The sequence below is a fragment of the Streptomyces sp. NPDC103540 genome (assembly GCF_055584445.1).
Genome location: NZ_JBVJMA010000002.1, coordinates 263,947 through 276,953, shown reverse-complemented (window position 1 = coordinate 276,953; position 13,007 = coordinate 263,947). Strand labels below are relative to the sequence as shown.

Below are 13,007 nucleotides of genomic sequence, written 5' to 3'. Positions count from 1 at the left end.
CCTCCTTGATCCTTCGTGGGTGGACTTTCAGCCTAGGGGTTGAACCGGACGCTCCTCACAGCGGTGCGCGACGGCTCCGCCACAGCAGCCCGGCGATCAGGGCGGCGGCCACCGTCAGGTACAGGGCGGCCCAGGTCCACTGGAGCCCCGCCATCTGGCCGCGTTCGTAGTAGTCCCACACCGAGTTGACGATGCCGAGCGAGGCCCGGCAGGCCTCCGGCGAGGGCTCGTGCACGCACGTGCCCCAGCCGTAGAGCTTCCCCGAGGCGGTGCCGATCCACTGGTCCACCTGCACCACGTGCTCCAGGAAGGCCGGCTGCGCGCCCTCCAGCGGGAAGCCGATCCGCCGCGGGGTACCCGCCCGATCCCGGTACACCTCCGCGACCAGGGAGACCGCGTAGGAGGTGAAGAGGGTGAGCGCCATCGCCGGGACCGTCCGGCGCAGCAGCGCGCCGACCGTGATGCCGAGCGCGGTGTGGAACAGGGCCTGGGCCACCGGCATCGGCCCCGTGGCCGCGAACAACCCGCCGCTCAGCCAGTCGTGCGGGGCGAACGGTCCGGCCGACCGCCAGAACCAGCCGTAGACCAGGCCCAGCGGGAGCACCGTGAGGGCCGCCAGCGTCAGCGCGAAGCCCACCTTCCAGCACAGCCAGCGCCCCCGGGACACGGACTGCGTCGTGACCAGCCGGACGGTTCCGCGCTCCTGGTCGGAGGAGATCAGCGGGGCGCCGAGGAACGCCCCGAGCAGCAGGGGCAGGGAATCCAGGCTGGATCCGTACGAGTTGATCGTGTTCTGGATCCGGTTGGCGAGGTTGCCGTCGCGCAGCTCGGTGGCGGTGCCGTTCCAGCCCGCGGCCTGGAGGGAGTCCAGCATCGCGCCGCGCTGGTAGACCATCCAGGCCGATCCCAGCAGGACCGCCGCCGCGCAGGCGAGGAGCGCCGTACGGTGCTGGCGCAGCACCAGCCAGGCCAGGCCGCGCGGGAGGCCCGCGCCGCGGGAGAGCCCGCGCCCGGAGGGGTCGACGGGGCCCTTGTCGGGGGCGGTGGTCGTGGTCGCGTTCACGCGGCGGACTCCTCTCGGTGGCCGGGGACGGCGGTGGGGGACAGCAGGGCGGGGGCGCCGGGCGAACGGAGGTAGGCGAGCAGGACCTCCTCCAGTCCGGGCTCCGACCGCTCCCAGGCGGGGTCGAGCGCTCCCTCGCGCCGCACGAGGGCGGTGAAGTGGCGCCCGGAGACGCGGCTCTCGATCACCGTGTGGGCGTTGAGACCGGCGGGCAGCGCCCCGTCGGGCCCGGTCACACCCGCGACCACCGAGTGCATGGGCACCAGCTCGTCCGTGTCGCCCGCCATCCGCACGCGGCCCTCGCTGAGTACGAGCACGTAGTCGCACATGTCCTCGACCTCGCTGAGCACGTGCGAGGACATCAGGACGGTGGTTCCCTGCTCGGCCGCCTCGGACAGCAGCAGCGCCCCCATCTCGTCGCGGGCCACCGGGTCGAGGTCCGCCATCGGCTCGTCCAGGAGCAACAGCTCGGGCCGTTTGCCGAAGGCGAGGGCCAGCGCCACGCGCGTGTGCTGACCGCCGGACAGCTCCTTGATCCGGGCGTCGAAGGGGATCCGGCCGGCCCGGACGATCCGCTCGGCCGCCGCCCGGTCCCAGCCCGGATTGAGCTCCTGGCCCAGGCGCAGCGTCTGCGCCACCGTGAACTGCTTGAACAGCGGCTTGTCCTGGCCGAGGTAGGCCCAGCGGGCCATGACGCCGGGGGCGTCCACCGGGGCGTCGAAGAGGCGCAGCTCGCCGGTCGTGGGGTCGGCGAGCCGTGTGACGAGCGACAGCAGGGTGCTCTTGCCCGCCCCGTTGGGGCCCACCAGGGCGGTGACGCGTCCGACCGGGATCCGGAAGGAGCAGTCGCGCAGGGCCCATCCCCGGCGGCGGCGGTACCTCTTGCCCAGGCCGCGCGCCTCGACGGCCCACCGGACGCGGGTCGGGCCGGACGTGGTCATGTCGGGCACGATTTCCCCCCTTGCTCCATCAATCCATTAGATAACTAGTGGAATCATGGTCATCGGGTCGCGCCCCTGTCAACCGAGCGCGGGAAGGCCGAAGGGGCGGGCCGGGTCGCCCGCCCCTTCGGGTCGGTGGTTCAACCGGAGTGCGACCGCGGGGTCAGGCCGTCACCGTCCGGGCCCGCGCCCGGTGGGCGGGCGGCGCGAGGCGCCCCGTACGGTCCAGGCGGTGGACGGCGGCGGTGCAGCCGAGGCCCAGCGCGAACAGCGCCGCCCACGGGAGCGCGGACATCCCCGCCGAGCGGGCCGTGTCCAGCGCCGCGCCCGTGAGCAGGTTGCCGAGGGCGATGCCCACCCCGCACACGGTGTTGTAGAGCCCGTAGTGGGTCGCGACGAGGCGGTCCCCGCAGAGGCGGACGATCGTGTCCATCTCGAAGGGGTACGCGATCATCGTGCCCACGGCGAGCAGCAGCGCCGACAGCGCGGCCGGCCCGCCCGCGAGCAGCCACCGCCCCGGCCCCGCGTCCGGTACGGGCACCGCCGTCGCCGCCAGCGGCGGTACGAACGCCACCCCCATCGCGAGCAGCCCCCGGCACAGGGCCTGTCCGGGCTCCAGCCGGGCCTTGCACCAGGCGGTCACCCGGGTCTGGAACAGGATGGTGCTCAGCCCCGAGACGGCGAAGAGGGCCGCCACGGCCGCCGTGCCGAACGCCCCCTCGCCGCCCAGCCGGCGCACCTCCAGGGGCAGCGCCAGGTACACCTGGAAGGTCATCACGTACGAGCCGATCATGGCCACGGAGAACAGCAGGAACGGCCGGTTGGCCAGGATCCCCCGCCACTGCGCGAGCACGCCCTCGCGCGGCCCCTCCTCGCGCGGCCCCGCTCCGCGCGGTCCCGCGCCGTCCCCCCGACGGGCGGGCAGGGCCCGGATCTGCACGAGGCTCAGCACCGCGAAGATCCCCGCCGCGACCAGGCACGTGACGCGGAAGTCGACTCCCGTCAGCACCATGCCCACCAGCGGTCCGAGCAGGATCCCCGCCTGGTAGAAGACGTTGAACAGGGCGAACGCCTCCACGCGCCGCTCTCCCGCGTCCACCGCCAGGTACGCCCGGGTGGCCGGGTTGAACAGCGCCCCGGCCAGGCCCGTCGCCGCGGAGGCGGCGACGAGCGCCGGCACGGAGGAGACCAGGCCGAGCGTCGCGAAGCCGGCGACGCGCAGCACCAGACCGGCGATGATCATCGGCTTGTAGCCCAGCCGGTCGGCGAGCGTCCCGCCGATCAGGAACATGCCCTGCTGGCTGAAGTTGCGCACGCCGAGGATCAGGCCGACCGTCCAGCCGGCGAGCCCCAGCGGGCCGGCCAGGTGCGTGGCCAGGTAGGGCATGAGCATGTAGAAGCCCAGGTTGATGGTGAACTGGTTGACCATCAACAACCGGGCGCCGCGCCCGTACGAACGGAACTGCGCGATCGTGCCCTTCATCGGGTCTGCTCCTGCCGCGCGGTCGCCGCCTCGCCGAGCGTCAGCGGATCGACCACGCGGGCGCAGCGGGTCCAGCGGGTGACCTCCTTCTCGTCCAGCCGGCCGATCGTGTCCGGCTCCGCCGCCGGCGGGGCGTCCAGCAGGCCGTGGGCGGCGCAGTAGTCGTCGTCGTAGACGGTCCCCAGGTAGCGCTGCGGGCCGTCGGGGAAGACCGCCGCGATACGGGCGTCCGCGGGCAGGGTGCGCGCCAGCCAGCCCGCCACCAGCGCGACCGCGCCCACGCTCCAGCCGCCGGTGGCGTAGTGCGAGGCCGCGAGGCGCCGGCAGGCCCAGACGGCCTCCGCCGGGGCCACCCAGTGCACCTCGGAGAACTGGTCGTAGGCGACGTTGCGCGGGTAGATGCTCGACCCCAGCCCGCGCATCAGGCGGGTGCGGGCGGGCTGCCCGAAGATGGTGGACCCCACCGTGTCCACCCCCACCACCGTCAGGTCGGGGTAGAGGCGGCGCAGCACCCGGGAGACGCCGGCCGAGTGCCCACCCGTGCCCACGCTGCACACCAGCACGTCGACGTGGCCCAACTCGGTGGCCAGTTCGAGGGCGAGCGGGGTGTAGGCGGTGGTGTTGTCCGGGTTGTTGTACTGGTCCGGGCACCAGGAATCGGGGTGCCGGTCCAGCAGCCGCTCGACGCGGTCGCGGCGGGCCTGCTGCCAGCCGCCGGTCGGATGGGGCTCGGAGACGACGTTGACCTGCGCCCCGTACGCGGTCAACAGGCGGGTCATGGAGGTCTCCAGGCCCGGGTCGGTGACCAGCGTGACCGGGTGTCCGTGGACCATCCCGGCCAGGGCGAGGCCGAGGCCGAGGGTGCCGCTGGTCGATTCGATGATCCGGCCGCCGGGCTTCAGGTCCCCGCGCGCCCGTGCCCGTTCCACCATGTGGAGGCCGGGCCGGTCCTTGATGCCGCCGGGGTTGAAGCCTTCGAGCTTGGCCCAGAAGCCGCGGCCGGCGGGGGCGAGGGGCTCGGACACGCGCAGCAGGGGGGTGTTGCCGACCAGCCCGGAGAGGTTGGTGCGGGCGGGGGGTGTCAGGTCGGTGGTCGAGGAGTGCATGCTTCCGCTCTCGGTTGATGGTGCGTCAGGGGATCGCTCGGACGTCGGCCGTTGGGCACGGCTCCACGGGAGCGGTCTAGACGCGCCACCGACACACGCCGGTGAGCGTGGTGCGGCCGGAGCGGTCGATCAGGGGCCCGTCGGCGCCGGGCGGCGCCGCGGGAGCGGGGGGCGCTCGGCTCGCGTCGTGACGGACGTACGCGGCCGAACCCTTGGGGGACGGGCCCTCCGCCTGGGCCTGCGCCCCCAGGGCGGGGGCGGAACAGGCCGGGCCGTGTCCCTGGTGGGGCGGCGCCGGCGTCTCCGGGGCGGACCCTTCGGGGGAAGCGGGGCGCGGTGCGCCTGCGGCGGACGGCGGGTCGGGGGAGAGGGCCGCGAGCCCCGCGGGGAGTGCCGCTCGGGCGTGGTCGAGCCGCCGCTCGTGCGTGGCGTCGTGGCCGTGGTGGCCGTCGCCGAACAGGTGGGGAGGGCAGTGCGCGAGGGTCAGGAGCAGCGTGCCCAGGAGTACGACCAACAGCGCGCCGGCCCGTGGCACGCGCCGGCGGACCGGCCGTGGGCGGGGGCGGCGGGACACGGTTCCTCCGTGGGGGAAGGGGTCGCGGTCGTTCGGCACCTGGAGGCCAGGATAGGGATGAACCAGCCCAAAACTCCGCTTCGGGGGAGAGAAGGGAGCGGCGCGGCGGGTCGCCCGGCGCGGGAACGCGACAAGGGTGCGGGGAAGGGGTGGCGCTGATGCGGAGACGGCGCGGGCCGGCATGGAGCGCGGGCCGGTGTCGGCCCGCGGGGCGGCTCTACACCCTCAGGATGACGGGGGCGTGCGAACGCGGTGGTGGCGCGGGGTGGCCGCCGTCCTCGACGCCCGGGTGGGCGTACGGGTCCCCGGGCCCCGGTGTCCGGGTCGCGGGCGGTGGTCCGCACGGGGCGGCCTCCGCCGGTGAGGCCTGTCGGGGTGTCAGCGGCTCGCACCCGTGGACCGGATGGGCCGCGCCGTGACCGTCGAGCGGCGCCGGGGCGGCGGTGCGGGCGTCGGGGAGGGCGATGGTGCGGGCGTCGGCGGGGGTGGCGGGGGGTGTGGGGGCGGGGACGTACGCTCCGGGACCGTCGGCCGTGGTGGCGGCGGGCGGCGCTCCGTGGTCCGACCCCGAACGGCCGCTGCCGCCGTGCGCGTCGGTCCCGTGCGCCCAGAGCAGGCACCACAGCATCAGGGCGGCCCCGAGCACGCGCAGGAGACCCGCCGCGGGGCGGACTCGCGCCGTGGCATGCCGGCGGGCTGTGACCATACCGTGATCCTAGCCGCCGCCACCGGACCCGCAGCGCCGCTATTCGGTCAATGTCGGCGCGGGGCCGACCGCGGCCACCCGGTGCACGCGCAGGGCGAGTTGGAGCTCCAGGGCGCGGTCCGGAGACTGCCAGTCGGGACCCAGCAACCGCCCGATCCGCTCCAGCCGCTGCACCACCGTGTTCACGTGGACGTGCAGCGCGTCCTTGGCCCGCGACTGGCTCATGCCCGTCGCGAACCACACCCGCAACGTGTGTACCAGCTCGCTGCCGCGCCGCGCGTCGTACTCCAGGAGCGGGCCGAGCGTCGTCTCCACGTACCGGGCCAGATCCGGCCGCTCGCCCAACAACACCCCGAGGAAGCCGAGGTCCGCCAGGGTGCTCCCGTCGCCCGCACGGCCCAGCGCCCGCAGCGTCGACAGACAGCGCAGCGCCTCCGCGTGCGCCCGGGGCAGCTCCGCCGGCCCCGGACCCGCGCCCGCCGCCCCGACCGTCACCGGCCCGCCCACCGCCCTGCCCAGCGCCGCGGCCAGGGCCAGGGCGTCCGCACCCGGACTCGCCGACGGGGTGAGCAGCACCGCGTGGTCGTGGTGGATCCCCGCCAGACCCCGCCGCTCGCGGGCGTGGTGCGCCGCCGCGGCGAGCAGGCGGGGGCGCGGCGCGGCGTCGCTGTGCAGCACGAACAGGGCGTGCGGGCGGGCGAGGTCGACGCCCAGCCGCCGGGCCCGTACGGCCAACCCGGCCGGATCGGCCGCCGGGCTCAGCAGATCGCCCAACAGCTCCCCGCGGATCCGGTCCTCGGTCGCGGCCACCGAACGCCGCAGGAGCAGCAACAAAGCCGTCACCATGGCGGCCCGCTCGAACAGCCGCCGGTCGGCGTCGTCGAGCCCCCGGCGGCCCGTGAGCGTGATGCTGCCCAGCACCTCCGGCCCCGCGAGCACCGCGCACACCCACGCGTCGTCCCGCAGGACCGCGCGACCCCCCGAGCGGGAGGCCGCGACGGCCTCGGCGGGCGGGGGCAGCGGGGGCGCGCCGGCGCGGGCCAGCTCCGTACCGTCCGCGTCGTGGACGAGCGTGCCGCCGCCCAGCAGCGCGCCGATCGCGGCGGCCACCTCGGCGACGTCCCCGCCGCGCAGCACGATGGCGGTGAGCCGGTCGTGAGCGTCCTCCGCCCGCCGCAGCGCGTCGCTGCTCTCCTGGACCGCGCGCGAGGCCACGCCCAGTTCGGCCAGGGCCCGCCGGGTCTCCTCCAGGAGCCGGGCCCCGTCGATGGCGATGGCGGCGTGGTCGGCCAGCGAGGACAGCAGGGCCACCTCGCGCGGGGTGAACGCGCGCGTGGCGCGATCGGCGGCGAACAGCACGCCGATCACCTTCGACCCCAACCGCAACGGAACGCCCAGGATGGCGTGCAGGTCCTCCTCGGCCACGGCGCCGTCGATCGTACGGGTGTGCCGGAAGCGGGGATCGCCCTGGTAGTCGCCCGTGGCGTAGGGGCGGGCGGTCTGGGCGACGAGCCCGCCCAGCCCCTCGCCCATCCCGAGCCGCAGCTGCTGGAAGGCGGCGGACACCGACCCGTCGGTGACCCGCATGAAGGTGTCGCCCGCCGCCTCGTCGTTCAGTGACAGGTAGGCGACGTCGGTGTGCAGCAACGCCTTGGCGCGGTGCGTGATGGCCCGCAGCACGGAATCCAGGTCGCGCAGCGCCGCGAGGTCACCCGCCGTGTCGAACAGCGCGGTCAACTCGACCTCGCGGGTGCGGTGTTGCTCCAGCGTCCGGTGGACCTCCAACGCCACCCGCGTGGCCTCGGCCAGCGCCCCCACCTCGTCGGGGCCCGCGCCGCCGGCGCGGGCCGCCGCCAACGGCCGGGTGAGTTCCTCGGCCGTCGCGCCGCGCGCGAGCAGGTGAAGGAGGACGCCGGGGTCGGTCACGGGGGTGAGCATACGGTCGGGTCCGCTCAGCCCGACACGGGGGCCGCCGCGGGGGCCGCGGGGGCCGTGGGATCGGCGGGATCGGACAGACTGCGGCCCCGCGTCTCACGGGCGAACACCACGGTCACGGTGGTGATCAGCGCCGTCGCGCAGAGGTACAGGGACACCGGCACGGAGGAGTCGTACTCCTTCAGCAACTCCACCGCGATGATCGGCGCGAGCGCGCCGCCCACGATGGACGCGAGCTGCGAGCCCATGGACGCGCCCGAGTACCGCACCCGCGTGTCGAACATCTCCGAGATGAAGGCGGCCTGCGGCCCGTACATCGCCCCGTGCAGGAGCAGTCCCGCGGTCACCGCCACCGCGATCACGGGGAAGGAGCGGGTGTCGAGCAGCGCGAAGAACACGAACGCCCAACCCGCCATGCCCACCGACCCGATGAGGGTCACCGCGCGACGGCCGAGCCGGTCCGACAGCGCTCCCCACAGCGGGATCGTCACGAAGTGCACCGCCGAGCCGATCAGTACGGCGTTCAGCGCCTCGCTCTTGGGCAGCCCGAGGTGGACGGTGACGTAGACCAGGAGGAAGGCGGTCAGGACGTAGTACGAGACGTTCTCGCCCAGCCGGACCCCGATGGCCCTGAGCACCGCGCGCCAACCGGTACGCAGCACCTCCACGACCGGCGGACTGTGCCGCGCCCCGGCCGCCTCCTCGGCCTCGGCCCGCGCCCGCGCCTCCAGGAACGCCGGGGACTCGGAGACCGAGACGCGGATCCACAACCCGATGACCACCAGCACGCCCGACAGCAGGAACGGCACGCGCCAACCCCAGGCGAGGAAGGTCTCGTCGGACTGCACGGCCGCCAGCAGCGCCAGCACCCCGGTCGCCAGCAGGTTCCCGCCGGGGGCGCCGGCCTGCGGCCATGAGGCCCAGAAGCCGCGATTGCGGTCGTCGCCGTGCTCCGCGACGAGCAGCACCGCGCCGCCCCACTCACCGCCCAGCGCGAACCCCTGCACGAGGCGCAACACCGTCAACAGGACGGGCGCCGCGGCCCCGATGCTCGCGTGCGTGGGCAGCAGACCGATGGCGAAGGTGGCCCCGCCCATCATCAGCAGGCTGAGCACCAGCAACCGCTTGCGCCCGATCCGGTCGCCGTAGTGCCCGAACACGATCCCGCCCAGTGGCCGGGCGGCGAAGCCGACCGCGTAGGTCAGGAACGCCAACAGGGTTCCGACCAGGGGATCGCTGCCCGGGAAGAACAGCGTGTTGAACACGAGCGCGGCGGCGGAACCGTAGAGGAAGAAGTCGTACCACTCGACGGTGGTCCCGACGAGACTGGCGGCGACGATCTTCCGTATGCCAGACGGGCCGGTTCTGCTCGCTCCGTGGGAGACCATGTGCACCACTTCCAGGGGGTCCGGGGGGACGTCGGGTGTGGCACAACGTAGAAGTCCCGGGGCCGGCGCCCTATGGGGCGGGCCATCACAATCCGGCGCCGTCCTGTGTGCCGCACCACCACACGACCCCCGATGGCCGTTTCCACCCGGGTGCCCCGGCAGATCCGCCACGGGCGGACACGACGCGATGGCACCGGCCGTCGCATCCGATCGGCTCGTCACCCACGCCGGAAACGATTCCAGTGGCCGAAACCCCTGTCTGACCGTGGCCGGGGATGGCAGTCTCTATTTCTCGGAAACGTCGTCCCGGGGGGGATCACGCGTGATGGAGCCGGGTACGGGCATGGGCCTGCGAGGCCGCAGCGGCATTCTGTCGCTGGTCGACGCGTGCCTGAAGGAGGACCCGGCGGCCGAGCGGCCCCTGACCGTACTGCTCGGCCCCGCGGGCAGCGGAGCCAGCGAGGCGCACAGCGCCCTCATGGAGCGCTTCGGGCCCGACTACCCCTTCGCCTTCGTCAACTTCGGCGGGGCCCAGTCCCTGCTGCCGCGTTACGCCCTCGGTCTCCTGGCACGGCAGCTCGAACGCAAACTACCCCGCTACGGCCGTTCCCACTTCCCGCTGCTCAGCCTCGGCCTGCTCGCCTCCGACCAAGAGCTGCGCATGCGCAGTCTTCCCGACGGCCGGCGTGCGGTGCGGCGGCAGCTCGACCGGTTCCAGGAGGAGAACGAGGCCCGGCACGGCGACTACCTGGCCGCCTTCTTCGAAGTGGCCATGGGCGCGGTCGGCATGCCCGAAGGCGCCTCCACCGCCGCGCACGCCCTCTTCCAGGACGCCCTGCGGCGTGGCCGCCGCACCTTGCCCGGACTGTTCGGCGGCAGACCGGGCAGCCGGCTCACCGCCGGGGCCACCTGGTACGGACGCCACCCCATGACCCGCAGCGCGGACCCCATGGAGGCGCTCGTGGAGCTCAACCTCTGGCGCCACGAGGGCGACGAGAACGAGCAGGAGCGGCTCGACCTCGTCCTCTTCTCGGCCTTCCTGGAGGACCTCAGACGCAATACCGCCCGCAACTTCATGCCCCGCTCCTACCTCCTGCTCCTCGACAACTCCCACACCGAGTACGGCCGCCGATTCCTCGACCTGCTCCTGCGTGCCCGGCACGACGAGACGGTCGTCGCCGGTCACGCGAGTGACCCGCTGACCGTCGTCGCCAGTTCCAACCGCTGGCTGCCCCGCTGGGGCCCGGCCACCGGCGAGTCCTGGCCGTGGCAGCTGCGGGGCCCCGACCGGGCCTCCCTGGCCGACTGGAACGCCCATCGGCCGACTCGCGACAGCGAGGACTCCTGGTGGTACCCGCTGCGCCTGCGTGACCTCAACCTGGACGAGGTGCGGATCCGGATAGAACTCCAGCTCGGCGGCAACAGCGACCTGGCCCCGCTGACCCGGCTCACCCCCTTCGTGCACCGCCTCACCGGCGGACTGCCGCGTGCGGTCCACCAGGTGCTCGACGTACTCCGCCAGGCCGGGCCCCCTCGGGATTCGGGCCCCCAGCAGGACCGCTGGCTGCGCACACTGCCGGACCGGCCGCTGCGCGCCGGGGAGGACTCCGCCTCCCTCGCCGACACCGCCCTCGGGCACCTCTTGCGCGACTTCGACGGGACCCAGCGCGCCACGCTCGCCGAATGCGCGGCGGCCCGTGACTTCTCGGTCGCCACCCGGCTGCTCAGTCCGGACGATTCCCTGTTCGGCGATGTCCGTTCCCGCTGGCTGCTGAACGGGCCGGTCGCAGTCGTTCCCGTACTCCACCCCTGGCTGCGCCGCCTGCTGCTGTGGCGGCTCGCGGCACGTCCGGACCGGTGGGACGCCGTGCACGAACTCCTCGCCGAGTACTACCGCGGCGAGGGCAAACCGGTGCAGGAGATGTACCACCAGCTCGCCCGCGGACGGACCGAGGAGGTCACCGCCCACCTGGCGCGACGCTTCATCGCGGTACCGGCCGCGCAGTGGATCTCCGAGCTCGACGCGATCACCGCCGCGCCGAACCGACTACCCGCCGGCAGCGGTCCGTTGGAACTGCTCGCCGGGCTCGTCCCACGCAGCCCCGGGCGCGTCGTGGACACCGAGTCCGTGATCCACACCCTGGTGACCACCCGCTGGGTGTGGAGCGATCCGCTCGCCGACCCGGCCATGCGGCTGGGCGACCTGATGGCCGACGGCTACACCCAGCTGTCCCAACTTCGGAGGAACGACATCGTGGCTCTGTTCAACGAAGTGGAACGGTACCGCCACTGGCGTGATCCCCAGACCGCGGGCTGGGAGGGTTGATCGCGTGCCCAGACTCGAATGGCCCCTGCACGTCGTACGCCGTGTCGCCCTTGCCACCGTGGCCGCCGTGGTACTGGTCGCCGCGTTCTGGCTGGGTGCCGGCCGGCTGCAGGAACGCCAGGCGAGGTGCGGGGACGGAGTCGTCGAACAGGGACCGGACGACGAGTGTGTCGGAGTGACCGACGGCTCCTACGTCTTCGCCCCGCACCTCGATGCCGTCAGCAAGAGGATCGAGGAGGAGAACGGCAGGGTCCTCGCCAACGCCGACAAGGAACCGTACGTCAGCGTCGCCTACTTCACCTCCTTCACCACCACGGCCGAGGACAGCAACTCGGCCGAGGGCGTCCGCCACGAACTCCAGGGCGCCTACCTCGCCCAGTACCGACACAACCGGGGCGACCTCGCCGCCACTCCCAAGATCCGCCTGCTGATCGCCAACCCGGGCAGCAGGTCCGCGCGGTGGAAGCACACCGTCGACGAGCTGATCGCCCGCAAGGACGGCCCCGACCGGCTCGTCGCCGTGGCCGGCATGGGCCCCAGCACCAAGGAGAACCTCGCGGCCATCCAGCGCCTCTCCGAGAACGGCATCGCCATGGTCGGCGCCACCATGACCGCCACGAACATCCAGAACATCAAGGGCTTCGTGCGGATCGCCCCCACCAACGAGGACGAGGCGTACGCGGCCGCCGGCTACCTCAAACGGCGCGGCGTCGCCACCGCCGTCGTCCTCCAGGACGTGGCGGAGGGAAACCTCTACGCCTCGACCCTCGGCACGGCCTTCACCAAGGCCTTCCAGGAGGGCGACAAGCACAGGCTCGTCTCCGAGCGGATGACCTACGACTCCTCCGTCAGCAGCGCCTGGCAGAACGAACTGCGCTACATCCCGGGGCAGCTGTGCCAGCAGCGCCCGCAGCTCGTCTACTTCGCGGGCCGCGGCAGGCACCTCACCCACTTCCTCGACGCGCTCGCCAACCGCAGCTGCACCGACCAGCAGTTCACCGTGTTCGCCGGGGACGACACGACCAACCTGAGCGCCGAGCAGCTCACCCACGCCGCCGAGACAGGTATCGAGGTGCTCTACACGGGCCTTTCCCACCCCGACATGTACCGCTCCGCGCCGCAGGCGGTGTCCGCGCCGTCCGCGAAGAACTTCCAGCCGGGCGGGCTGCTGGACCAGTGGTTCCCGCACGACCCCCGTGTGGACGGCGGGGCGCTGATGGGCCACGACGCGGTCCTCACCGCGGCCCACGGAATCCAGATGGCAGCCCGGTGGCAAGGGCAGGTCGCCGGTGACGCGGTGGCCCGGATGTTCCACCAGATGGACGGCACCCAGCAGGTGGCCGGGGCCGGCGGCTTCATCTCCTTCCAGAACAACGGCAATCCGCGCAACAAGGCCGTCCCGATCCTGCGCCTCGACCGCAAGGGCCAGGTCGAGTTCGTCGAGGTGTCGGCGGCGGAGGGCAAGCCGCCGCAGGAGCGGTGACG

10 protein-coding genes are annotated in these 13,007 nt (G+C 73.5%); 2 read left to right on the top strand and 8 right to left on the bottom strand.

Annotation, left to right across the window (positions count from 1 at the left end; translation table 11 throughout):
* Nucleotides 1–55 precede the first annotated feature (55 nt).
* The 8 genes from ACZ6ZI_RS05860 to ACZ6ZI_RS05825 all read right to left on the bottom strand — a co-directional run bounded on the left by ACZ6ZI_RS05860 (nt 56) and on the right by ACZ6ZI_RS05825 (nt 9,196).
* A complete protein-coding gene (locus tag ACZ6ZI_RS05860) occupies nt 56–1,063 on the bottom strand; it encodes an ABC transporter permease (protein WP_469516554.1) in 1,008 nt (335 codons plus the stop codon).
* Complete coding sequence (locus tag ACZ6ZI_RS05855; RefSeq protein WP_469516551.1) at nt 1,060–2,013, bottom strand: ABC transporter ATP-binding protein; 954 nt, start codon at nt 2,011–2,013, stop codon at nt 1,060–1,062. The genes ACZ6ZI_RS05860 and ACZ6ZI_RS05855 overlap by 4 nt, the downstream gene beginning before the upstream one ends.
* A 154-nt stretch (nt 2,014–2,167) precedes the next feature.
* The gene (locus ACZ6ZI_RS05850; protein ID WP_469516548.1) at nt 2,168–3,487 is read right to left on the bottom strand and encodes an MFS transporter; all 1,320 of its coding nucleotides are present in this window, start codon (nt 3,485–3,487) and stop codon (nt 2,168–2,170) included.
* Nucleotides 3,484–4,593 carry a PLP-dependent cysteine synthase family protein gene (locus ACZ6ZI_RS05845; protein WP_469516546.1) on the bottom strand — a complete coding sequence of 370 codons (1,110 nt, stop codon included), beginning with the start codon at nt 4,591–4,593 and terminating at the stop codon, nt 3,484–3,486. The genes ACZ6ZI_RS05850 and ACZ6ZI_RS05845 overlap by 4 nt, the downstream gene beginning before the upstream one ends.
* Nucleotides 4,594–4,669: 76 nt before the next feature.
* Nucleotides 4,670–5,167, bottom strand: a complete 498-nt coding sequence (locus ACZ6ZI_RS05840) for a hypothetical protein (protein ID WP_469516543.1) — start codon at nt 5,165–5,167, stop codon at nt 4,670–4,672.
* Between the two features lie 217 nt (nt 5,168–5,384).
* Nucleotides 5,385–5,873 (bottom strand): hypothetical protein, encoded by a 489-nt coding sequence (locus ACZ6ZI_RS05835; RefSeq protein WP_469516540.1) that lies wholly within the window; start codon nt 5,871–5,873, stop codon nt 5,385–5,387.
* A 39-nt stretch (nt 5,874–5,912) separates the two neighbouring features.
* Nucleotides 5,913–7,811, bottom strand: a complete 1,899-nt coding sequence (locus tag ACZ6ZI_RS05830) for a helix-turn-helix domain-containing protein (RefSeq protein WP_469516537.1) — start codon at nt 7,809–7,811, stop codon at nt 5,913–5,915.
* Between the two features lie 14 nt (nt 7,812–7,825).
* Complete coding sequence (locus ACZ6ZI_RS05825; RefSeq protein ID WP_469516533.1) at nt 7,826–9,196, bottom strand: MFS transporter; 1,371 nt, start codon at nt 9,194–9,196, stop codon at nt 7,826–7,828.
* Between the two features lie 343 nt (nt 9,197–9,539).
* Between ACZ6ZI_RS05825 and ACZ6ZI_RS05820 the strand changes: the two genes are divergently transcribed.
* Nucleotides 9,540–11,522 carry a hypothetical protein gene (locus ACZ6ZI_RS05820; RefSeq protein WP_469516530.1) on the top strand — a complete coding sequence of 661 codons (1,983 nt, stop codon included), beginning with the start codon at nt 9,540–9,542 and terminating at the stop codon, nt 11,520–11,522.
* A 4-nt stretch (nt 11,523–11,526) separates the two neighbouring features.
* Entirely contained in the window at nt 11,527–13,005 is a 1,479-nt protein-coding gene (locus ACZ6ZI_RS05815) for an ABC transporter substrate-binding protein (protein ID WP_469516527.1), read from the top strand.
* Nucleotides 13,006–13,007: the final 2 nt, after the last annotated feature.

Bases quoted from the DNA above. Each gene is read 5' to 3' on its own strand.
- ACZ6ZI_RS05850 (WP_469516548.1), bottom strand. From the start codon at position 3,487: ATGAAGGGCACGATCGCGCAGTTCCGTTCGTACGGGCGCGGCGCCCGG.
- ACZ6ZI_RS05845 (WP_469516546.1), bottom strand. From the start codon at position 4,593: ATGCACTCCTCGACCACCGACCTGACACCCCCCGCCCGCACCAACCTC.
- ACZ6ZI_RS05835 (WP_469516540.1), bottom strand. From the start codon at position 5,873: ATGGTCACAGCCCGCCGGCATGCCACGGCGCGAGTCCGCCCCGCGGCG.
- ACZ6ZI_RS05830 (WP_469516537.1), bottom strand. From the start codon at position 7,811: ATGCTCACCCCCGTGACCGACCCCGGCGTCCTCCTTCACCTGCTCGCG.
- ACZ6ZI_RS05825 (WP_469516533.1), bottom strand. From the start codon at position 9,196: ATGGTCTCCCACGGAGCGAGCAGAACCGGCCCGTCTGGCATACGGAAG.
- ACZ6ZI_RS05820 (WP_469516530.1), top strand. From the start codon at position 9,540: ATGGGCCTGCGAGGCCGCAGCGGCATTCTGTCGCTGGTCGACGCGTGC.